Annotated in this window: 18 protein-coding genes; 11 read left to right on the forward strand and 7 right to left on the reverse strand. The window is 70.5% G+C overall.

The window, feature by feature from the left end; translation table 11 throughout:
• The first annotated feature begins 8 nt into the window (after nucleotides 1–8).
• Genes B043_RS0103030 through B043_RS0103040 form a run of 3 tightly spaced genes read left to right on the forward strand, consistent with a single transcriptional unit; the run spans nucleotide 9 to nucleotide 2,931 of the window.
• Nucleotides 9–632, forward strand: coding sequence for a hypothetical protein (locus B043_RS0103030; RefSeq protein ID WP_016330364.1), 624 nt, complete (start codon nucleotides 9–11; stop codon nucleotides 630–632).
• Nucleotides 605–913, forward strand: coding sequence for a ComEA family DNA-binding protein (locus tag B043_RS0103035; protein WP_026234102.1), 309 nt, complete (start codon nucleotides 605–607; stop codon nucleotides 911–913). Before B043_RS0103030 ends, B043_RS0103035 begins: the two co-directional genes overlap by 28 nt.
• Nucleotides 910–2,931, forward strand: coding sequence for a ComEC/Rec2 family competence protein (locus B043_RS0103040; RefSeq protein ID WP_018460906.1), 2,022 nt, complete (start codon nucleotides 910–912; stop codon nucleotides 2,929–2,931). The genes B043_RS0103035 and B043_RS0103040 overlap by 4 nt, the downstream gene beginning before the upstream one ends.
• Here B043_RS0103040 and B043_RS0103045 read toward each other — a convergent pair.
• Genes B043_RS0103045 through mnmG form a run of 4 tightly spaced genes read right to left on the reverse strand, consistent with a single transcriptional unit; the run spans nucleotide 2,919 to nucleotide 7,005 of the window.
• The gene (locus tag B043_RS0103045) at nucleotides 2,919–3,722 is read right to left on the reverse strand and encodes a ParB/RepB/Spo0J family partition protein (RefSeq protein ID WP_018460907.1); all 804 of its coding nucleotides are present in this window, start codon (nucleotides 3,720–3,722) and stop codon (nucleotides 2,919–2,921) included. The two genes, B043_RS0103040 and B043_RS0103045, sit on opposite strands and share 13 nt — an antisense overlap.
• The gene (gene soj / locus B043_RS0103050) at nucleotides 3,706–4,455 is read right to left on the reverse strand and encodes a chromosome-partitioning ATPase Soj (protein ID WP_018460908.1); all 750 of its coding nucleotides are present in this window, start codon (nucleotides 4,453–4,455) and stop codon (nucleotides 3,706–3,708) included. Before soj ends, B043_RS0103045 begins: the two co-directional genes overlap by 17 nt.
• Nucleotides 4,449–5,177, reverse strand: a complete 729-nt coding sequence (gene rsmG, locus B043_RS0103055) for a 16S rRNA (guanine(527)-N(7))-methyltransferase RsmG (RefSeq protein ID WP_018460909.1) — start codon at nucleotides 5,175–5,177, stop codon at nucleotides 4,449–4,451. The genes soj and rsmG overlap by 7 nt, the downstream gene beginning before the upstream one ends.
• Nucleotides 5,178–5,214: 37 nt before the next feature.
• On the reverse strand, nucleotides 5,215–7,005 hold the full coding sequence (mnmG, locus tag B043_RS0103060; protein WP_018460910.1) for a tRNA uridine-5-carboxymethylaminomethyl(34) synthesis enzyme MnmG: 1,791 nt from the start codon (nucleotides 7,003–7,005) through the stop codon (nucleotides 5,215–5,217).
• A gap of 78 nt (nucleotides 7,006–7,083) precedes the next feature.
• Here mnmG and dnaA point away from each other — a divergent pair, with 78 nt between their 5' ends.
• The 4 genes from dnaA (at nucleotide 7,084) to pyk (ending at nucleotide 12,522) form a co-directional block, all read left to right on the forward strand.
• Entirely contained in the window at nucleotides 7,084–8,394 is a 1,311-nt protein-coding gene (dnaA, locus tag B043_RS0103065) for a chromosomal replication initiator protein DnaA (RefSeq protein ID WP_026234103.1), read from the forward strand.
• Between the two features lie 301 nt (nucleotides 8,395–8,695).
• Entirely contained in the window at nucleotides 8,696–9,820 is a 1,125-nt protein-coding gene (dnaN, locus tag B043_RS0103070; protein ID WP_018460911.1) for a DNA polymerase III subunit beta, read from the forward strand.
• A gap of 22 nt (nucleotides 9,821–9,842) precedes the next feature.
• Nucleotides 9,843–11,111 carry a phosphopyruvate hydratase gene (eno, locus tag B043_RS0103075; RefSeq protein ID WP_016328292.1) on the forward strand — a complete coding sequence of 423 codons (1,269 nt, stop codon included), beginning with the start codon at nucleotides 9,843–9,845 and terminating at the stop codon, nucleotides 11,109–11,111.
• Nucleotides 11,098–12,522, forward strand: a complete 1,425-nt coding sequence (gene pyk / locus B043_RS0103080; protein ID WP_016328293.1) for a pyruvate kinase — start codon at nucleotides 11,098–11,100, stop codon at nucleotides 12,520–12,522. The genes eno and pyk overlap by 14 nt, the downstream gene beginning before the upstream one ends.
• 54 nt (nucleotides 12,523–12,576) lie before the next feature.
• On the opposite strand, the gene B043_RS0103085 is transcribed toward pyk, so the two are convergent.
• Entirely contained in the window at nucleotides 12,577–13,767 is a 1,191-nt protein-coding gene (locus tag B043_RS0103085; RefSeq protein WP_016328294.1) for a S8 family peptidase, read from the reverse strand.
• A 73-nt stretch (nucleotides 13,768–13,840) separates the two neighbouring features.
• Between B043_RS0103085 and pyrF the strand changes: the two genes are divergently transcribed.
• Genes pyrF through B043_RS0103105 form a run of 4 tightly spaced genes read left to right on the forward strand, consistent with a single transcriptional unit; the run spans nucleotide 13,841 to nucleotide 17,128 of the window.
• A complete protein-coding gene (gene pyrF / locus B043_RS0103090) occupies nucleotides 13,841–14,608 on the forward strand; it encodes an orotidine-5'-phosphate decarboxylase (RefSeq protein ID WP_016328295.1) in 768 nt (255 codons plus the stop codon).
• Nucleotides 14,609–14,613: 5 nt separating this feature from the next.
• On the forward strand, nucleotides 14,614–15,165 hold the full coding sequence (gene pyrE / locus B043_RS0103095) for an orotate phosphoribosyltransferase (protein WP_016328296.1): 552 nt from the start codon (nucleotides 14,614–14,616) through the stop codon (nucleotides 15,163–15,165).
• On the forward strand, nucleotides 15,162–16,166 hold the full coding sequence (locus B043_RS0103100) for a hypothetical protein (RefSeq protein WP_018460912.1): 1,005 nt from the start codon (nucleotides 15,162–15,164) through the stop codon (nucleotides 16,164–16,166). The genes pyrE and B043_RS0103100 overlap by 4 nt, the downstream gene beginning before the upstream one ends.
• A complete protein-coding gene (locus tag B043_RS0103105; protein WP_016328298.1) occupies nucleotides 16,163–17,128 on the forward strand; it encodes an NAD(P)H-dependent glycerol-3-phosphate dehydrogenase in 966 nt (321 codons plus the stop codon). Before B043_RS0103100 ends, B043_RS0103105 begins: the two co-directional genes overlap by 4 nt.
• Here B043_RS0103105 and B043_RS0103110 read toward each other — a convergent pair.
• Together B043_RS0103110 and B043_RS0103115 are read right to left on the reverse strand one after the other, a co-directional pair.
• Nucleotides 17,123–18,037, reverse strand: a complete 915-nt coding sequence (locus tag B043_RS0103110; RefSeq protein ID WP_018460913.1) for a 2-oxoacid:ferredoxin oxidoreductase subunit beta — start codon at nucleotides 18,035–18,037, stop codon at nucleotides 17,123–17,125. The genes B043_RS0103105 and B043_RS0103110 overlap by 6 nt on opposite strands.
• 1 nt (nucleotide 18,038) lies before the next feature.
• Nucleotides 18,039–19,889 carry a 2-oxoacid:acceptor oxidoreductase subunit alpha gene (locus tag B043_RS0103115; protein WP_018460914.1) on the reverse strand — a complete coding sequence of 617 codons (1,851 nt, stop codon included), beginning with the start codon at nucleotides 19,887–19,889 and terminating at the stop codon, nucleotides 18,039–18,041.
• Nucleotides 19,890–19,963 lie beyond the last annotated feature (74 nt).

Here is a 19,963-nt window from a genome sequence, read left to right on the forward strand (position 1 = left end):
ATGGGGCCATGGGCAAGTATGAAGCCGAGCTCGCCCGCCTGGGGGAGTCCCCCCTCCTGAAGCTGGAGGGTCCTGGGGGTCTTCTGGCGGTGACGGAGCGGGAACTCCTGTTGCTGGACGAAGGAGGGGTGAGGCGCCTGGCCTTGGCCCAGATCCGCCGGGTGGCCCGGGCGGAAGGGGGGGTGGTGCGGGTCCAAGGGGAGGAGGCCTTCTTAGACATCCCCCTTAAGGCCTTCCCCGTGGAGGAGCTCAAGGGCTTTCTGGAGGGGCTCAAGCCCCACGTGGCCCGGGCGCGCAAATCCACCCAGGCCCCGCCCCCCAAGCCCCCCGAACCCCCCAAGCCGGTGTGGGAGGAAGAACCGCCCCCACCCGCAGCCAAGCCCCCTTCCGTGGAGCTGGCCCCGGAACCGGCCCCAACCCCACCCCAGCCGGCGCCCGCCGCCCCACCAGCCCCAGGGGGGCGGAACCCTTTGGCCCTCCCCTTGCGCCTGGTGGCCCTCCTGAGCCTGGCCTACGCCGTGGCCTTCCTGGCCCTGAACCCGGGGGCCGACCCCTGGGCCCAGATGGGGGCGGCGCTTGGGGGGCTTGGCCTAGCCCTCACCGCCTGGTCCGCCTCTACCTCCTCGCGGTAGCCCTCCTGGGCCTTTCAGCCCTCTGGCCCAAGGTCTTCCCCCATCCCGCCCCCGTGCGGGTGGAGGCCCTGGGGAAGGTGGCTTTCACCCCCCTTCCCCCCGCCCCGGTGAGCCTCAACGAGGCCAGCTACGAGGAGCTCCTGGCCCTGCCCGGGGTGGGGCCCGCCCTGGCCCAGAGGATCCTGGAGGGCCGCCCCTACCGAGAGGTGGAGGACCTCCTCCAGGTGAAGGGGATCGGCCCCAAGACCCTGGAGCGGCTTAGGCCCTACGTGCGGCCATGAAGTCCGTCGGCATCGGCCTTGGCCTGGGGGGGCTTTTAGGAGCCCTCGCCCTCCTCCACCCCCTCTGGGCCCTGGGGCTTCTTGGCCTTCCCCTCCTCCGCCTTCCCTTCCTCCTGGGCTTCCTCCTCGTCCTGGGGCGCGGGGTCCTCCTCCCCCTCCCCGAGCCCCCTTACGGGGTGCGGGTGGAGGGGGTCTTCCGGGTGGAAGGGGGGTTTACGGGGTGGGAAGGCCACCGCCTTTGGGTGGCCCACTACCCTCCTTTGGAGGACGGGCTTTACCGGCTACGGGGGTACATCGCCCCCCCAGAGGGGCGGACCAACCCCGGGGGGCTGGACCAGCGGGCCTGGCTCCTTTCCCAGGGGTCCAAAGGGGTCCTGAAGGCGGAAGAGGCGGAAAGGGTAGGGGGAATGGGAGGCTTTGGGGAGGCCTTCCGAAAGCGGCTCGCCCAAGGGCTTTCCCCCGAGACCAAGGAGGTCCTGGAAGGCCTCGTCCTGGGGGAGAAACGGGGCCTGGAGGAGCTCTACCCTCTTTTCCAGAAGGCGGGGCTTGCCCACCTCCTGGCCCTTTCCGGGCTCCATGTGGGCCTCCTCCTCGGGGCCTTCCTCCTCCTCTACCCCTTGGGAAGGGCGCGCTTCCTCCTCGCCCTTCTGGCCCTGGGCTTTTACCTGCTCCTGGCCGGGCCGAGCCCCTCTTTGGTGCGGGCGAGCCTCATGGGGGGGCTTTCCCTCCTGGGGCTCCTCCTGGGCCTGGGGCGGGCGGGGGTGCTCCAGGGGCTGGGGGTGGCCCTCTTCCTCCAGCTCCTCCTCCGGCCGGAGGCGGTCTTGGGCCTCGGCTTCCAGCTCTCCCATTTGGCCGTCCTCGGCATGGCCCTGGTCCTTCCCGCCCTGAGGCCGCCTCCGGGGCCCTGGGGGTGGGTCCTGGGGGGCCTCGCCGCCACCCTGGCGGCCCAAAGCCTCCTCCTCCCCCTCCTCCTCCACCATTTCCACCTCCTGCCCCTCCTAAGCCCCCTCACCAACCTCCTGGCCCTGCCCCTGGCCGCCCTCCTGGTGCCCCTGGGGTTCCTGAAGCTCTTCCTCGGGGCCCCCCTTGCCCCCCTGGCGGAGCCCCTGGCCCAAGGGCTCCTGGCCCTGGCCGAGGGGGGAAGCCGGGGCCCCCTTCTCCGCATGGGGGAGATCGCCCCTCTGGGCTTCGCCTTCTACTACCTAGCCCTCCTCCCCCCTCTCCTCGCCCTCCACGGCCGCCTTCCCTGGGGGAAGGCCCTCTTCCTGGCCTCCTTCCCCACCCTTCTGAGCCTCCTCCAGGCCTGGCCCAAGCCCCTGGACCTCTGGGCCCTGGACGTGGGCCAGGGGGACGCCTTCCTGGCCCGGCTGGGCGGGGCCGAGGTCCTGGTGGACGGGGGGCGGCCCGAGATGGGGGAGAGGGTGGTGCGGGCCCTTAGGGCCCTCGGGGTGGAGGCCCTAGAGGTCCTGGTGGCCACCCACCCCGACGCCGACCATGCGGGGGGGCTCCTTAAGGTGGTGGAGGAGGTCCCGGTGGGCCTCGCCCTCCTCTCCCCCGCTTTTGGGGAGGAAGATCCCCTGGCGAGGGCCCTAAAGGAGAAGGGGATCCCCACCCTGCGGCCGGGGGCGGGGACGCGCCTACGGGTGGGAAGGGGCACGGTAGAGGTCCTCTGGCCGGAGACCTTAAGCGGGGAGGAGAACCGGGACGGCCTGGCCCTCCTCCTGGGCTTCGGCAAGGGTAAGGCCCTCCTCCTCGCCGACCTGCCCCAGGAGGCCGAAGAGGCCCTGGAGGCCCCCCCGGTGGAGGTCCTCAAGGTGAGCCATCACGGTTCCCGCACGGGCACGAGCCTACGGCTTTTGGAGCAGGCCCGACCCAAGGTGGCCCTCATCGGGGTGGGGAAAAACCCCCACGGCCACCCCCACCCTGAGGTGCTGGAGCGGCTAAAGTCCCATGGGGTGCGGGTCTACCGCACGGACCGGGACGGGGCGGTGCGGGTCCTCTTCGGCTACGCCTGGTAGCCCAGGCGCTCCAAGAGGGCCTCCAACTCTTCCAGGGAGCGGTAGTGGATGACCACCCGGCCCCTTTTCCCCCCCACCACCCGCACGGGAAGGCCCAGGTGGCGGGAAAGCTCCAGGGAAAGCGGGGAAGGCTCCTTAGGGGCCTTCTCCTTAAGCCGCTCCTTCAGGGCCTCCGCCTGGCGCACGGAAAGCCCCTTTTCCAGAATCTCCCTAAGCCCCCAAAGCCGCTTTTCCTCCGGGAGCATGAGGAGGGCCCGGGCGTGGCCCGCGCTGATCCGCCCCTCCTCCAGGGCCTCTAGGACCTCCTCGGGAAGCTGGAGGAGCCTCAGGGCGTTGGCCACCGTGGGCCTGGCCTTCCCCACCCGCCGGGCCACCTCCTCCTGGGTGAGGCCCATCCCGAGGAGGGCCTGGTAGCCCCGGGCCTCCTCCACCGGGGAGAGGTCCTCCCGCTGGAGGTTCTCCACTAGGGCGATCTCCAGGGCCTCCTGGTCCGTGAGGTCCCGCACCAGGGCGGGGACCTCCGTAAGCCCCGCGAGGAGGGCCGCCCGGTAGCGCCTTTCCCCCGCCACCACCTCGTACCCCTCCCCCTTGGGGCGGACCAGAAGGGGCTGGAGGAGGCCCTTTTCCCGGATGGAGTCCGCAAGCTCCCTTAGGCTCTCCTCGGAAAAGCGCCGCCTAGGCTGGTGGGGGTTGGGCTTAAGGGCGGAGAGGGGCAGGCGCACCACCCCCCCACCCCCCTTGGGGAGCAGGGCCTCGAGGCCCCGCCCCAGGCCGCTAGCTTTCCTGGACACGGGCGATCACCTCCTCCGCCAGACGCCGGTAGGCGTGGGCCCCCGGGGACGTGGGGGCGTGCTGGGCGATGGTGCGGCCGAAGCTCGGGGCCTCCGCCAGGCGCACGTTCCGGGGCACCACCGTCCAGAAGACCTTGGGACCGAAATGGGCCCTAAGCTGGGCCTCCACCTGCTGGGCCAGGAGGGTACGGCCGTCGTACATGGTGACGAGGATGCCGAGGAGGCGGAGCCTGGGGTTAAGCCGGGCCCGCACCTCCTCCAGGGTGGAAAGAAGCCCCGCCACCCCCTCCAGGGCGTAGTACTCCGCCTGCACGGGGGCCAACACCCCTTCCGCCGCGGCCAGGGCGTTCAGGGTGAGGGGGGAGAGGCTTGGGGGGGCGTCCAGGAGGACCAGGTCAAAGGCCTCGTCCCTTAGGGCCTCCGCCAGGGCGGTGGGGGCCTCGGCGAGCTCCACCGTGGCCCCCACCAGGTCCGCCGTGGCGGGAAGGAGGAAGAACCCGTCCGCGGGCACGAGAAGCTCCTCCAGGGGCTCCCCCTGGAGGAGGTGGTACACCCCCCGCCCAGGCCGCACCCCCAGGCCCGCCGTGGCGTTGGCCTGGGGGTCCAGGTCCACCAGGAGGACCCTTTTCCCCATCCGGGCCAGGTAGGCGGCCAGGTTGATGGCGGTGGTGGTCTTCCCCACCCCTCCTTTCTGGTTCACCAGGGCGATGCGGCGCACCTCGCCCCCTAGCATAACGGATTCCGTTCGGGGACCCCAGGCCTCCTGGGGTAGCGGGAAGGGGTGGGGTGGGCCTTCTTGAGGAGGACCAGGCTCCGCCCCTCCCCCGAAAAGGGGAGGGGGAAGGTCTCCACGCCCAGGAGGGCACCCCCCAGGACCTCGAGGGCCTCCGGAAGCCCGGAAAGCTCCTCCTCCACCCGGGGGCCCTTCTGGGCCACCATGACCCCTTCCGGGGCCAGGAAGGGGAGGCCGAGTTCCGCCAGGACGCAAAGGGGGGCCACCGCCCGGGCCACCACCCGCCCGTAGGCCTCCCGGTGCTCGGGGGCGTGGGCCAGGACCTCCGCCCGCCCCCAAAGGGCCCGGGCCCCCCTAAGCCCCAGCGCGGCGATGGCCTCCTCCACGAAGGCCACCTTCTTCCGCGTGGCGTCCAGGAGGACCATCTCCAGCTCGGGCCTGACGATCTTGAGGGGGAGGCCGGGGAAGCCGGGGCCCGTCCCCAGGTCCAGGACCCTTAAGGGGCCCTCCCAAAGGGGCAGGCGGAGGAGGGTCAGGGAGTCCAGAAAGTGCTTGAGGACGATCTCTTCCTCCGTGCGGAGGGCGGTGAGGCTGGCCTTCCGGTTCCCCTCCAGGAGGAGGTCGTAAAGGCGGGAAAAGGCCTCCAGGTGGGGCGCAAGGTCCAGGCCTAGGGCCTCCCCCCCCCGGAGGAGGAGGGCCTGGCCTTGGGGGCTTAGGGGCACGCCCGTCCTCCTTGTTTCACGGGAAACACCGACCCCCTCACAGCCGCCTGAGGTGGACCAGGAGGGCGGTGAGGTCGGAGTCCCGGACCCCCGGAACCCGGGCCGCCTCGGCCAGGGTGCGGGGCCGCGCGCGGGAGAGCTTCTCCACCGCCTCCCGGGAAAGGCCGGGCACCCGGGGGTAGTCCAGGCCCTCGGGAAGGCGGTGGGCCTCCAGGTCCTTGAGCTTTTCCCTAAGCCGCTCCTGCCGCTCGATGTAGCCCGCGTACTTGGCCCGGATCTCCACCTGCTCCCTCTCCTCCCGGGAAAGGGGCTCCGGCGGGGGGAAGCGCTCGGCCAAGGCCTGGTAGGTGTTCTCGGGGCGGCGAAGCCACTGGAGGCCGCTCACCCCCTCCACCCGTAGGGCCTCGAGGCGCCCAAGCTCCGCCTCCACCCGGGCGTACTTGGCCCGGACCCGCTCCAGGTCCTCCTTGGGCCTCAGGCCCCACTCCACCGCCAGGGGCACCAGGCGCTCGTCCGCGTTGTCCGCCCGGCAGAGGAGGCGGAGCTCCACCCGGGAGGTCATCATGCGGTAGGGCTCGTCCACCCCCCGGCCCACCAGGTCGTCCACCATCACCCCGATGTACCCCTGGCTGCGCTCCAGGTGCACCTCGGGAAGGCCCAGGGCGAAGCGGGCGGCGTTGAGGCCCGCCAAAAGCCCCTGGGCCGCGGCCTCCTCGTAGCCGGAGGTGCCGTTCACCTGGCCCGCGGTGAAGAGGCCGGGAAGGAAGCGGGACTGGAGGCCGTGGGTGAGGCCCGTGGGGTCCACCGCGTCGTACTCCACCGCGTAGGCGTAGCGCTGGATCACCGCCCGCTCAAAGCCGGGGAGGCTTTGCACCATGGCCTCCTGGAGCTCCGGCGGAAGGCTGGAGGAAAAGCCCTGGAGGTAGACCTCGCTGGTCTCCAGGCCGTCCGGCTCCACGAAGAGGAGGTGGCTCTCCTTGTCCCGGAAGCGCACCACCTTGTCCTCAATGGAGGGGCAGTACCGGGGGCCGATGCCCTGGATGTCCCCCGCGTAGAGAGGGGAGAGGTGGAGGTTCTCCAGGATGAGCCGGTGGGTCCTCCCCGTGGTCCGGGTCTGCCAGGTGGGCAGGCGGGCGGCGTGGGGCCCGGGGTTTCCCGTGAAACTTCCGGGGGGAACCTCGGGGGGCACCTCCTCCAGGAGGGCAAAGTCCACGCTGTCCGCGCGGATCCTGGGCGGGGTGCCGGTCTTGAAGCGGAGGAGGCGGTGGCCCACCTCCTTTAGGCTTTGGGAGAGGAAGCGGGCCGGGGGCTCCCCCTGGCGCCCCGCGGGGCGGGCCTTGCGGCCGTACCAGACCACCCCCTGGAGGAAGGTCCCCCCGGCCACCACCACCGCCCGGGCGGGGAGGGTGCGGCCGTCCACCGTGCGCACCCCCTGGAGCCTACCCCCCTCCACCAGGAGGGCGGCCACCTCCCCCCGGACCACCTCTATGGGCCTCTCCGCCAGGATCTCCTGGGCCTTCAGGGCGTAGAGGTCCCGGTCCGTCTGCAGGCGGAGGCTCTGGACCGCGGGGCCCTTGGAGCGGTTGAGGACCCGGGTGTGGATGGCGGCGGCGTCCGCGGCCCGGCCCATGAGCCCCCCCAGGGCCACCACCTCCGCCACCAGCTGGCTCTTCCCCGGCCCCCCCACCGCGGGGTTGCAGGGCATGGCCCCGATGCGCTCGGGGTTCACGGTGACCAGGGCCACCCGGACCCCCAAGGCGCTCGCCGCCCAGGCGGCCTCGAGGCCCGCGTGGCCTCCCCCCACCACCACCACGTCGTAGGCCCTCATCCCCTTACTTTACCCAACCCCTTAAGGGTCTGGCTTAAAATAGCCCAGGTGGCCCTAGGGGCTAGGGAGGGAGGGACCTTGACCCACGAGGCGGTCTGGCAACACGTCCTGGAGCACATCCGCCGCAACATCACCGAGGTGGAGTTCCACACCTGGTTTGAACGGATCCGCCCCCTGGGGATCCACGAAGGGGTGCTGGAACTCGCCGTGCCCACCTCCTTCGCCCTGGACTGGATCCGCCGCCACTACGCGGGCCTCATCCAGGAGGCCCTGGCCCTCCTGGGGGCCCAGGCCCCCCGGTTTGAGCTCCGGGTGGTCCCCAGCACCCCCGTGCAGGAGGACATCTTCCAGGCCCAAAAGCCCGAGGTCCCCCAGCCCAAGCTGAACCCCAAGTACACCTTCGAGAACTTCGTGGTGGGGCCCAACAACTCCATGGCCCACGCGGCCGCGGTGGCCGTGGCCGAATCCCCGGGGCGGGCCTACAACCCCCTGTTCATCTACGGGGGGGTGGGCCTGGGGAAGACCCACCTCATGCACGCGGTGGGCCACTCCGTGGCCAAGCGCTTTCCCCACCTGAAGATCGAGTACGTGTCCACGGAGACCTTCACCAACGAGCTCATCAACGCCATCCGGGAGGACCGGATGACGGAGTTCCGGGAGCGCTACCGGTCCGTGGACCTGCTCCTGGTGGACGACATCCAGTTCATCGCGGGCAAGGAGCGCACCCAGGAGGAGTTCTTCCACACCTTCAACGCCCTCTACGAGGCCCACAAGCAGATCATCCTCTCCTCCGACCGCCCCCCCAAGGACATCCTGACCCTGGAGGCCCGGCTCCGGAGCCGCTTTGAGTGGGGCCTCATCACCGACATCCAGCCCCCCGACCTGGAGACCCGCATCGCCATCCTGAAGATGAACGCGGAGCAGCGGGGGCTGCGGATTGGGGAGGATGTCCTGGAGTACATCGCCCGCCAGGTGACCTCCAACATCCGCGAGCTGGAAGGGGCCCTCATGCGCACCATCGCCTACGCCTCCCTAAACGGGGTGGAGCTCACCCGGGCCGTGGCCGCCAAGGCCCTTTCCGACATCTTCGCCCCCCGGGAGGTGGAGGTGGACCCCTTGGAGATCGTGCGCAAGGTGGCGGAGCGCTTCGCCCTAAAGCCCGAGGAGCTCACGGGCAGCGGCCGCCGCAAGGAGGTGGTCCTCCCCCGGCAGGTGGCCATGTACCTGGTGCGGGAGCTCACCCGGGCCTCCCTCCCCGAGATCGGCCAGCTCTTCGGGGGGCGGGACCACACCACGGTGCTGTACGCCATCCAGAAGGTGCAGGAGCTCTCCGAAAGCGACCGGGAAGTCCAGGCCCTCCTCCGGAACCTCAAGGAGGAGCTCCTATGACCCCTGTGGATAACCTGTGGATAACCCTGTGGATAACTGGGCTTGGCCTGTGGATAACCCTGTGGATAACCTGTGGAAAACCCGGGGGGGTCTGGGGGCTGTGGATAACTGGCCGGTTTTCCACACGTTATCCACAGGGAAGCGGGGGTTATCCACAGGGGTTATCCACAAGCCCTTTGCCGTCTGGGAGCAGGTTTTCCCCCCGTTATCCACATATCCACAGGCCCTACTACTACGACTACGGGTTTTTAAGATCTTTAAAAAGAAAAACCCGTAGTAACAGTAAAGGAGGCAAGGAAGAATGAGGGTGTTCATTCCAAGAAAGACCCTTTCGGAGGGGATAAGCCTTCTGGAGCGGGTTATCCCCAGCCGCAGCGCCAACCCGCTTTTCACCTACCTGGGCCTCGAGGTCCGGCCCCAGGCCCTGGTCCTCTTCGGCACCAACGGGGAGGTGGACCTGGAGGTGCGCCTGCCCGCGGACGGGGAAGGGGAGGGACGGGCCCTGGTCCCCGCCCAGCCCTTCTTCCAGATCGTGCGGAGCCTTCCCGGGGAGGGGGTGGAGGCCTCCTTCGCCCAGGAACTCCTCCTCTCCTCGGGGTCGTTCCAGACCCGCCTGGGGCTGGCCCCCGTGGAGGGGTACCCGGAACTCCTCTTCCCCGAGCCCACGAAGGGCGGGGAGGGGCCCTTTCCCGTCCGCACCCAACTGCCCCTAGGGGAGTTCTTAAAGGCCCTGGCCCACGTGCGCTACGCGGCCAGCAACGAGGAGTACCGGGCCATCTTCCGGGGGGTCCAGCTGGAGTTCGGCTCCAAGGGGGTGCGGGCCGTGGCCTCCGACGGGTACCGGCTCGCCCTCTACGACCTTGCCGAACCCCAACCCTTTGAGCGGAAGGCGGTGGTGCCCGCCCGGAGCGTGGACGAGATGGTCCGGGCCCTTCGGGGGGTACAGGAGGCGGGGGAGGTGCACCTGGCCTTAGGGCCTGGGATGATCGGGGTTTCCGGAGGGGCGGAGGGGGGCCTTTCCGTGCGCATGGCGGCCCGGCTCATGGAGGGGGAGTTCCCGGACTACGAGCGGGTGGTGCCCAAGGAGTTCGCCCTGAAGGTGGCCCTCGAGGCCGACCCCTTCCGGGAGGCTTTGAGGCGGGTGAGCGTCCTTTCGGACCGGCAAAACCACCGGGTGGACCTCCTCTTCACCGAAGGCAGCAAGCTCCTCCTCTCCGCGGAAGGGGATTACGGCCGGAGCCAGGAGGAGCTCTCCGTGGCCTTTGAGGGGACCCCCCTCCTCGTGGCCTACAACGCCCGCCACCTCCTGGAGGCCCTGGGGCCGGTGGAGGGCGGGGTGGAGCTTCTCATCTCCGGCCCCACCTCCCCCAGCCTCCTCCAGGCGGGGGGCGGCTACCGGGCGGTGGTGGCCCCCTTGAGGGTGTAAGCTCGTAAAGCGAGGTGCTGGCATGACCACCATTGTGGGCGTACGCGCGCGCGAGGTGCTGGACTCCCGGGGCTTCCCCACCCTCGAGGCCGAGGTGGAGCTGGAAGGCGGGGTGCGGGCCCGGGCCATGGTCCCCTCTGGGGCCTCCACCGGAACCCACGAGGCCCTGGAGCTCCGGGACGGAGGGCGGCGCTACCTGGGCAAGGGGGTGACCCGGGCGGTGGCCGCGGTGAACGAGCGCATCGCCCCCGAGCTCATCGGCCGGGACGCCCTGGACCAGGAAGGGGTGGACCGGGCCATGCTGGAGCTGGACGGCACCCCCAACAAGGCCAACCTGGGGGCCAACGCCATCCTCTCCGTCTCCCTGGCCACCGCCCGGGCGGCGGCGGAGGCCCTGGGCCTGCCCCTTTACCGCTACCTGGGCGGGGTTCAGGGGGTGACCCTGCCCGTCCCCCTCATGAACGTCATCAACGGGGGCAAGCACGCGGACAACCGCCTGGACTTCCAGGAGTTCATGCTGGTGCCCGCGGGGGCGGAGCGCTTCTCCGAGGCCCTCCAGATAGGGGCGGAGGTCTTCCACACCCTCAAGGGGGTCCTGAAGGAGCGGGGGTACAGCACCAACGTGGGGGACGAGGGGGGCTTTGCCCCCGAGCTCAAGGCCAACGAGGAGGCCATAGAGCTCCTCCTCCTTTCCATTGAGCGGGCGGGCTACACCCCGGGAAAGGAGGTGAGCCTGGCCCTGGACGCGGCGGCCAGCGAGCTCTACCGGGAGGGCCGCTACCACCTGGATGGGGAAGGAAGGGTCCTCTCCGCGGAGGAGATGGTGGAGCTCTGGGCCTCCTGGGCGGAGCGCTACCCCATCGTCTCCTTGGAGGACGGCCTGGCGGAGGACGACTGGGGGGGCTGGCGCCTCCTCACCGAACGCCTCGGGGGGAAGATCCAGCTGGTGGGGGACGACCTCTTCGTCACCAACCCCGCAAGGCTCAAGGAGGGGATTGAGCGCGGGGTGGCCAACGCCATCCTGGTCAAGGTGAACCAGATCGGCACCCTCTCCGAGACCCTCGAGGCCATCCGCCTGGCCCAGCGGGCGGGGTACCGGGCGGTGGTGAGCCACCGCTCCGGGGAGACGGAGGACCCCTTCATCGCCGACCTCGCCGTGGCGGTGAACGCGGGCCAGATCAAGACGGGCTCCCTTTCCCGCTCCGATCGGCTTTCCAAGTACAACCAGCTCCTCCGGATTGAGGAGGAGCTGGGGCCGGCGGCGCGCTACCTGGGCTATGGGGCCTTTTAAGCGCACCAAGATCGTGGCCACCCTGGGCCCGGCCACCTCCACGGAGGAGGCCATCCGGGCCCTGGCCGAGGCGGGGGCCGACGTGTTCCGCCTGAACTTCAGCCACGGCACCCCCGAGGACCACCGGGCCCGGGCCGCCTTGGTGCGGGAGGTGGCCAGGGCCCTGGGCCGGCCCCTGGCCCTCCTTCAGGACCTCCAGGGGCCCAAGATCCGGGTGGGGCGCTTCAGGGGAGGGCGGGTGGAGCTTAAGCCGGGGCAGCGCTTCCTCCTCACCGCCGAGCCCCGGGAGGGGGACGAGGAGGGGGTTTCCGTGAGCTACAAGGGCCTCCCCGAGGACGTGCGCCCGGGGCAGGTCCTCCTCCTAGACGACGGCCGGATTCGCCTGAGGGTGGAAGCGGTTCAAGGGCCGGAGATCCACACCCAGGTGGAGGTGGGGGGGGTCCTCTCCGACCACAAGGGCATCAACATCCCCGGCTCCGACCTCTCCATCCCCGCCCTTTCGGAAAAGGACATCCAGGACCTGGCCCTGGGGGCGGAGATCGGGGTGGACTGGGTGGCGGTCTCCTTCGTGCGCACCCGGGACGACCTCCTCCTGGCCCGCCACTACCTGGCCCGCTACGGCTCCCCCGCCAAGCTCATGGCCAAGGTTGAGAAGCCCTCCGCCGTGGCCCGCTTTGAGGAGATCCTGGAGGAGGCCGACGGGATCATGGTGGCCCGGGGGGACCTGGGGGTGGAGATGCCCCTGGAGGAGGTCCCCATCGTGCAAAAGCGCCTCATCCTGCGGGCCATCGCCGCGGGGAAGCCGGTGATCACCGCCACCCAGATGCTGGAGTCCATGGTGGCGAACCCCAGCCCCACCCGGGCCGAGGCCTCGGACGTGGCCAACGCCATCTTTGACGGCACGGACGCGGTGATGCTCTCCGCGGAAACCGCCACGGGGGCCTACCCGGTGGAGGCGGTGGCCATGATGGCCCGCATCGCCCGGGCGGTGGAGGCTTCCCCGGAGTTCCTCCAGAAGCTCAACGTCCTAAGGCCCCACCCCACCCCCACCACCCAGGACGCCATCGCCCAGGCGGCGGACGACGTGGTGGAGGCGGTGGGGGCCCGGGCCATCGTGGTCTTCACCGCCACGGGGAGCTCCGCCCGCCGCATCGCCCGCACCCGGCCCCAGGTGCCCATCCTGGCCCTCACCCCGAACCCCGAGGTGGTCCACCAGCTGGCCCTGGTCTGGGGGGTCTGCCCCAGGCTGGCCCCCGACCCCAAGGACACGGACGATATGGTCCGGATTGCCCTAAGGGCGGTGAAGGAGGAAGGGCTGGCCCAGATCGGGGACCGGGTGGTCATCGCCGCGGGGGTGCCCTTCGGGGTGCGGGGAACCACCAACCTCCTCCGGGTGGAGCGGGTGGGTTAAATACCCCCGCCAAAGCTTGGGCGGGGGCCCAAAAAAGCCTTCGGAGCTACGCCTTTAGAAGCCCCTCACGTTCAGGAAGGGCTCCGGGTGGGGGTGGCCCGAGGTGTTGGTCCAGCCCGCGGTGCTCTCGGCGTTTTGCAAGAGGGCGGCCTTCACCTGGGCCGGGGTGTGGCCCGGGTAGCGGGAGAGGACCAGGGCCGCGGCCCCGGCCACGTGGGGCGTGGCCATGGAGGTGCCGCTGATGGTGTTGTAGGCCGTGGTGGAGGTGTGCCAGGTGGAGAGGATGCCCACCCCGGGGGCCGCCAGGTCCACGTCGGGGCCGTAGTTGGACCAGGAGGGCCAGTCGTCTCGGCTGTTGGTGGCGCTCACGGTGATGGCCTCGTCGTAGGCCGCGGGGGTGTGGTTGGCCGCGTCGTCCCCCTCGTTCCCCGCGGCCACCACCACGGTGATGGCGTGGTCGCACACCGCCTTCTGGATGGCGTTGTGGAGGGCATCCCGGGAGCGGACGCTGGGGCAGTACTGGCCGTCTTGGTCGTCGGTCCCCGCACCCCCCAGGCTCATGTTCACCACCTTGGGTTTGCCCCCGTTGTTGTGGGCGATGACCCAGTTGAGGCCCTGGACGATGCCGCTGATGCTCCCCGAGCCCGAGCCTGAGAGCACCTTCACCGCGTAAAGCTCCGCCGCGGGGGCCACCCCCAAGACCCCCACCGCGTTGTTCACCGCGGCGATGGTGCCCGCCACGTGGGTGCCGTGGCCGTTGTCGTCGTCGTAGGCCGCCTTGCACCGCCCCCGGCACTTCACCACCGCGTAGCCCCCTTTGAGGTTGGTCAGGTCCTCGTGGCCCACCTTGATCCCCGTGTCCAGCACGTAGACGGACACGTTCCCCCCCTTGGCCTGGGTGGTGGGGGCCCCGATGCGCTCCACCCCCCAGGGGACGGTCTGGGCGTAGGCCTGGACGGGCCGGTCGGGGGTGAGGCTTTGCACGCGGGGGTCCTGGGCCAGGCGCTGGGCCAGGCCCGGGGGGAGGTTTCTCAGGACCACCATGCCCAAGGCCTCCAGCCGGTCCTCCGCGGCCACCGCGAGCCCATGGTCCCGGGCCAGGGCCTCCGCCGCCGCCCCGGGCTTGAGGAGGGCGATGTAGGTGCCCCCCTCGCCGGCCAGGGGCCTAAGGGTCTCGGGGGTCTTTACGGCGTTCTGGCAGGCCGCCAGGAGGAAAAGCCCCAAAAAGATCGCCCATTTGCGCATACCGCCTCCCTTGGTGTACGCCGGCCAGTCTAGGGCCCGGGGGGCGGGGGCGTCAAGGCCTATAGTGGGGGGCATGGACTTCCTCCTCGCCCTGGAACGCCCCCCCCTGGTCCTGGGGGTGGATCCGAGGCCCGAGCTCCACGGGAAAGACCCCTTGGCGGACATCCGGCGCTACGCCCTCGAGGCCATGGAGGCCCTGGCCCCGGGGCTATGCGCGGTGAAGTTCCAGCTGGCCTTCTTTGAGGCCCTGGGGGCGGAGGGGGTGGGGCTTCTCCTTGAGCTTGCGGCCGCCGCGCGGGTGTTCGGCCTCCCGGTGATCTTTGACGGCAAGCGGGGGGATGTGGGCTCCACCGCCAGGGCCTACGCGGAGGCCTACCTGGTGCGCTTTCCGGGCAGCGCCCTCACCGTGAACCCCTACCTGGGCCTGGACGCCCTTGCCCCCTTTCTGGAGGCGGCCCGGGCCCATGGGGGGGCCCTTTTCGTCCTGGTGAAGACCTCCAACCCGGGCTCGGGCTTCCTCCAGGACCTCCCCGTGGAGGGGCGGCCCCTCTACCTCCACCTGGCGGAGGCCCTGGCCCGTTGGGAGGGGGATGGGGAGGGGTTCGGCCGGGTGGGGATGGTGGTGGGGGCCACCTACCCCGAGGCGGTGGCCGGGGTGCGGGCCGTGGCCCCCAGGGCCCCCCTCCTCCTCCCCGGGGTGGGGGCCCAAGGGGGGAAGCCCTTGAGGGGCCCTGGCCTCCTGAACGCCGCCAGCCGCGCCCTCTTCTACCCCGGGGGGAGGCCGGACCTGGAGGCCGCCCTAAAGGCCCAGGCCGAGCTCCTGAAGGCCCTGGTAGAGTAGGAGGGATGGACGTCCTTGGGCTTTACCGCAAGACGGGGGCCCTGCTGGAGGGCCACTTCCTCCTGCGCTCGGGCCTCCACTCCCCCCTTTTCCTCCAGTCCGCGGCCCTCCTCCAGCACCCCCTCTACGCGGAGGCGGTGGGGGAGGCCTTGGGCCGGCTCTTTGAGGAGGAGGGGGTGGACTTCGTGGTGGGGCCCGCCCTGGGGGGCGTGGTCCTCTCCTTCGTGGTGGCGAGGGCCCTGGGGGCCCGGGCCCTTTTTGCGGAGAAGACCCCCTCTGGGGAGATGACCCTGCGGAAGGGGCTCACCGTAAACCCCGGGGACCGCTTCCTGGCGGTGGAGGACGTGGTGACCACGGGGGAAAGCGTCCGGAAGGCCATCCGGGCGGCGGAGGAGCGGGGCGGGGTCCTGGTGGGCGTGGGGACCATCGTGGACCGGAGCGGGGGGAAGGTGGCCTTTGGCGTGCCCTTTAAAGCCCTGGCCCGCCTCGAGGTCCCCCAGTACCCCCCCGAGGCCTGCCCCTTGTGCCGGGCGGGCCTGCCCCTGGAAGAGGTATGAGGGTCCTTTTCGCCCTTCTCCTCCTTTGGGGAAGCGCCCTGGCCTCCCCCGAGGTCCAAGCGGCCCAGGAGGCCCTGGAGGCCTGGCTTAGGGGGGCGCTTTCCCCGACGCTGGAGGACCTCCTCCGGGCCTCCCCCGAGGAGGCCCCGGAGTTCCTCCGGCGCTACGCCCAGTTTCCCCCGCCCCCTCCGGGCCTGGAGGTGAACCGGAAAGAGCCCCGCCTGGAGGGGAACCGGGTCTACTTCCCCGCCGCCCGGGGGGAGGAGGTGGGGGAGGTGGGGGTGGTCCTGGAGGGGGGGCGGGCGGTGCGGGTCTTCTACCGGCCGGAAGGGGCGGGCCCCCCGGCCTACCTCTTCACCCCGGGGGCGGGGCTCGGCTTCCTCCTCCTAAGCCTCCTCTGGGCCTACCTCCTCCTCACCCCGAGCCCCTTTCGCGCCCGCTTCTTGGAGGCCTTGGCCCTCCTCAAGGAAAGGCGGGGGCTTTACCTTTTCACGAACGCCCTCCTCTACGGCCTCTTCGCCCTGGGGGCCCTTCTCGCCTACGCCCTTCCTGGGCTTGCCGGAGGGGTCCAGGCCCTCCTCGGGGGGGCCCTGGAGGCCTTGGGGCTGGGCCGGGCGGCGGAGGCGGGGGTCTTCGCCCTGGCGGGGGTCATCTTCAGCTGGAACTTCACCCAGGGCCTCTTCCTCACCGGCCTCCTCCCGGCCCTTCTCCTGGGGTGGCCGGTCCTCCTCCTCAACGCCCTCCGCTACCTCGTCTTCGGCTTCGCCCTCTCCCCGGCCCTTTTGGGGGGGGTCTTCCTCCTCCACCTGCCCACCCTCCTCCTGGAGCTCCAGGCCTACATCCTGGTGACCTTTGGGGGGCTTAGCCTCCTCCTCCGGGTGGTCCGGGGGGAGGGGTACAGGAGGGGGCTTAAGGACCTCCTCCTTTCCTTTTACCTGGGGGCCTTTTTCCTCCTCCTCGCCGCCTGGTACGAGGCCTTTGAGGTAGGCTTCCTGCTATGAAGGTGGCCATCCTAGGCGCGGGGGCCTGGGGCACGGCCCTGGGCGTGGTCCTGGCCTCCAAGGGGATTCCCGTGGCCCTTTGGGCCCGGAGGAAGGAGCAGGCCGAGGCCCTAAGGCAGGCGCGGGAGAACCGGGAACACCTCCCGGGGGTGCCCCTCCCCGCCTACCTCTACCCCACCCCCGACCCCGAGGAGGCCCTGGCGGGGGCGGAGTTCGCCGTCCTGGCCATCCCCACCAAGGGCCTGGAGGAGGCGCTCAAGACCCTTCCCAAGGCCCCCTGGTACCTCTCCACCGCCAAGGGGTTTTTCTTCCGGGAAGGGCGGCTTTTCACCCCGGCGGAGCTGGTGGAGGCCATAACGGAGCGGGAGGCGGCCGTCCTCTCCGGCCCCAACCACGCGGAGGAGGTGGCCCGCTTCCTGCCCACGGCCAGCGTGGCCGCGGGGCCTAGGGCGGAGCGGGTGCAGGCCCTCTTCTCGGGGCCCACTTTCCGGGTCTACACCAGCCGGGACCGGCGGGGGGTGGAGCTGGGGGGCGGGATGAAGAACGTCCTGGCCCTGGCCGCGGGGATGGTGGATGGGTTGGGCCTGGGGGACAACGCCAAGGCCGCCCTCCTCACCCGGGGTCTTAGGGAGATGGTGCGCTTCGGGGTGGCCATGGGGGGGGAGGAGGCCACCTTTTACGGGCTTTCGGGCCTGGGGGACCTCCTGGCCACCGCCTACAGCCGCCACTCCCGCAACCGCGGGGCGGGGGAGGCCCTGGTGCGGGGGACCCCCTTGGAGGCCCTGGAGGTCCGGGGGGTGGTGGAGGGGCTTTACGCGGTGCGGGCCCTCATGGCCTGGGCCAAGGCGGAAGGGGCGGAGCTCCCCATCGCCGAGGCGGTCCACCGGGTGGTCTACGAGGGGCTGGACCCCATGAAGGCCCTTCTCGCCCTCATGGGGCGGGAGCCCAAGCCGGAGCTATAGGGCGAACTCCCCTAGGAGGCCCTCGAGGTCCAAAGGCTCCGTGGGCCCCTGCGCGGGGTAGACCCCGGGGTAGCGGGGGAGGAAGGCCTGGAGCCTTTCCTCAAAGGTGGGGAGCTCCGCCTTCCAGAAGAGGCCCACGGGGATCCTCTCCCCCCACTCCAGGGCCTTTTCTTGGAAGCGGGTCATCTTTTCCTCCAGGACCTCCGGGGGCAGGCCCTCGGGGACGAAGGGATCGTACCCCTCCTCCTCCAGCCGGTAGAGCCTGGGGGCGAACCACTCCTTGGTGTGGAGGTCGTTGTAGGTGGGGCAGGGCTGGAGGACGTGGAGGAAGGCCAGGCCCTTATGCTCTATCCCCGCCTTGATGAGCTCTTTGAGCCCCTTCACGTCGTAGGCGTACCCCCGGGCGATGAAGGTGTACCCCGAGGCGAAGGCCAGGAGGAGGGGGTTGATGCGGCCCTGGGGGTTGGGCTTGGGGAGGCTTTTGGTCTTCTCCCCCAGGCCCAAGGTGGGCCCCGCCTGCCCCTTGGTGAGGCCGTAGACCTCGTTGTCGTAGAGGATGTAGAGGAGGTCCACGTTCCGCCTGCCCGCGGCCACGAAGTGCCCGGCCCCGATGCCGAGCCCGTCCCCATCCCCCCCCACGGCCACCACCGTGAGGTGGGGGTTGGCGAGTTTCGCCCCTTGGGCCACGGGGAGGACGCGGCCGTGGAGGGTGTGGACCCCGTAGAGGTTCAGGTAATGGGGGGTCTTGGCCGAGCAGCCGATGCCGGAGAAGACCGCGGTCTTCGTGGGGTCCTTCTTCAGCTCAAAGAGGGCCATCTGCAGGGCAGAGAGGATGCCGTAGTCCCCGCAGCCCGGGCACCAGTCGGGTTGCTTTTCCGCCTTGTAGTCCGCAAGCTTGAGCTCCACCATGCTAAACCCCTTTCCTGAGGACGACCCGCTCGGGGGCATCCCCCTTCAGGATGGCCTTGAGGGCCGCCACCGCCTCCTCCAGGGCGATGGGGCGGCCGTTGTACTTCACCACCCGGTGGTGGACCTTTTTCAGGGTTTCCCCCTGCACCAGGTCGGCCAGCTGGCCGGAGTAGTTGTGCTCCAGGGTGACGAGCCTTCTGCCCTCCAGGAGGTGGGCGATCCGGGGGAAGGGCCAGAGGAGCCTGAGGTGGAGGTAGCCCACCCCGGGAAGCTCCTCCAGGGCCTCCAGGACCGTCCCCTTCACCGAGCCCCACCCCAGGACCAGGACCTCCCCGTCCCGGAAAAGGGTGTACTGGTCCTCTTCGGGGATCTCCTCCAGGGCGGTCTTTAGCTTTTGCATGCGCTTTTCCATCTGGTACTCCCGGAGGACGGGGTCTTCGGTGATGTGGCCCTCGAGGTCGTGCTCGTCCGAGGTCATCCAGTAGAAGCCCCCGGGGGTGCCCAGGGGGATGAAGGGGGAGATCCCGTCCCCTTCGTGGGCGTAGCGGGCGTAGGGCCCGAACCCCTCTTGGGGCGGCAGGCGTTTCTCCCCATCCAGCCGGAGGACCCTCAGGGCCTCCTTGGGGAGGCTCTGGGCGCTGGAAGCCAGGAACTTGTCCAGGAGGTGGACCACCACCGTCTGGTAGCGCCAGGCCCAGGCCAGGGCCTTCTGGGCGTCCAGGAAGGCGTCCAGGATGTCCCCCGAGGCCAGGACCAGGCGGGGGTACTCCCCGTGCCCGCCCCGTAGGGCGAAGTGGAGGTCCCCCTGCTCCGTGCGGGTGGGCAGGCCCGTGGAGGGCCCGCCCCGCTGGTAGAGGGTCACCACCAGGGGGGCCTCGATCATCCCCGCGAAGCCCATCCCCTCGGCCATGAGGCTGAAGCCGGGGCCGCTGGTGGCGGTGGCCGCCCTGGCCCCCGTGAGGGCCGCCCCGATGGCCATGGTCACCGCGGCGATCTCGTCCTCCGTCTGGACCACGGCCACGTCCGCCCCCTTGAAGGCGGTGTGGGCCTCGAGGTAGGTGGACTCGTCCGTGGCCGGGCTGATGGGGTAGTAGGTCTGGAAGCGAAGCCCCCCGGCGAGCTTCCCCAAGGCCGCCGCCTGGGCCCCGGTGAGGTAGACCCGGCCGGGCTCGTAGCCGTTTAGGTGGAGGCGGAAGGGGAGCTTGGGCACCTCCTCCCGGTACACCGCCTCGGCCACCGCCCGGTTGAGCTCCAGCACCTTCCCCCTGAACTGCAGGGCCAGCGCCTCCAGCAAGGGCTCCAAGGGGTAGTCCAGGAGGTGGAGGCTTGCGGCCACGGCGATGGTGTTCAGGGTGCGCCGGGCCTGGAGGGAGGGCACCCCGAGGGCGCTCCCGATCCGTTCCGCCACCTCCTCGTAGGGGTAGGGGAGGGGCTGGACCCCCGCTTCCACGTGGGCCGAAAGGATCTCCTTGAGGCTTGGGTCCCTCTTCCCAAGCCGCTCCTCCACCGCCTCCGCCAGGCGGTGGTCCAGCATGGGGAGCTTGTGCAGGCTTAGCTCCAGCACCCGGGGGTCGTAGAGGAGCACCCCCCCGGCCCGCACCTCCCCCAGGTGGCGCACCAGGGTTTCCCCGTCCAGGGCCACCAGCATGTCCACCCCTTCCCGGAAGGCCTGGACCGGTTTTCGCCCCAGTCTCACGTCCAGGTAGGAGTGCCGCCCCATGATGTTGGAGTGGTACTCCCGCCTGGTGGCCACCCACCACCCCCCCTTGCCCACCGCCCGGGCGAAGAGGGTGGCCGCGGTCTCTATGCCGCCCCCTTGGGGCCCTCCCACCCGCCAGGTGAAGTCATCCATAAGGACCCTCCTTTTCCCGCATAACTTACCCCTAACCCCCAGGCCTTGGCTAGGGGCATTTGTACAAGCGGGGC

It is taken from the genome of Thermus oshimai DSM 12092, assembly GCF_000373145.1.
Lineage (GTDB): Bacteria > Deinococcota > Deinococci > Deinococcales > Thermaceae > Thermus > Thermus oshimai.

Coding starts and splice junctions, on each gene's coding strand:
- B043_RS0103110 (WP_018460913.1), bottom strand. CDS start 18,037: ATGGTGGAGCTCAAGCTTGCGGACTACAAGGCGGAAAAGCAACCCGAC.
- pyrE (WP_016328296.1), top strand. CDS start 14,614: ATGGACGTCCTTGGGCTTTACCGCAAGACGGGGGCCCTGCTGGAGGGC.
- B043_RS0103030 (WP_016330364.1), top strand. CDS start 9: ATGGGCAAGTATGAAGCCGAGCTCGCCCGCCTGGGGGAGTCCCCCCTC.
- B043_RS0103040 (WP_018460906.1), top strand. CDS start 910: ATGAAGTCCGTCGGCATCGGCCTTGGCCTGGGGGGGCTTTTAGGAGCC.
- pyrF (WP_016328295.1), top strand. CDS start 13,841: ATGGACTTCCTCCTCGCCCTGGAACGCCCCCCCCTGGTCCTGGGGGTG.
- eno (WP_016328292.1), top strand. CDS start 9,843: ATGACCACCATTGTGGGCGTACGCGCGCGCGAGGTGCTGGACTCCCGG.
- B043_RS0103085 (WP_016328294.1), bottom strand. CDS start 13,767: ATGCGCAAATGGGCGATCTTTTTGGGGCTTTTCCTCCTGGCGGCCTGC.
- B043_RS0103100 (WP_018460912.1), top strand. CDS start 15,162: ATGAGGGTCCTTTTCGCCCTTCTCCTCCTTTGGGGAAGCGCCCTGGCC.
- dnaN (WP_018460911.1), top strand. CDS start 8,696: ATGAGGGTGTTCATTCCAAGAAAGACCCTTTCGGAGGGGATAAGCCTT.
- B043_RS0103115 (WP_018460914.1), bottom strand. CDS start 19,889: ATGGATGACTTCACCTGGCGGGTGGGAGGGCCCCAAGGGGGCGGCATA.
- soj (WP_018460908.1), bottom strand. CDS start 4,455: ATGCTAGGGGGCGAGGTGCGCCGCATCGCCCTGGTGAACCAGAAAGGA.
- pyk (WP_016328293.1), top strand. CDS start 11,098: ATGGGGCCTTTTAAGCGCACCAAGATCGTGGCCACCCTGGGCCCGGCC.
- B043_RS0103105 (WP_016328298.1), top strand. CDS start 16,163: ATGAAGGTGGCCATCCTAGGCGCGGGGGCCTGGGGCACGGCCCTGGGC.
- mnmG (WP_018460910.1), bottom strand. CDS start 7,005: ATGAGGGCCTACGACGTGGTGGTGGTGGGGGGAGGCCACGCGGGCCTC.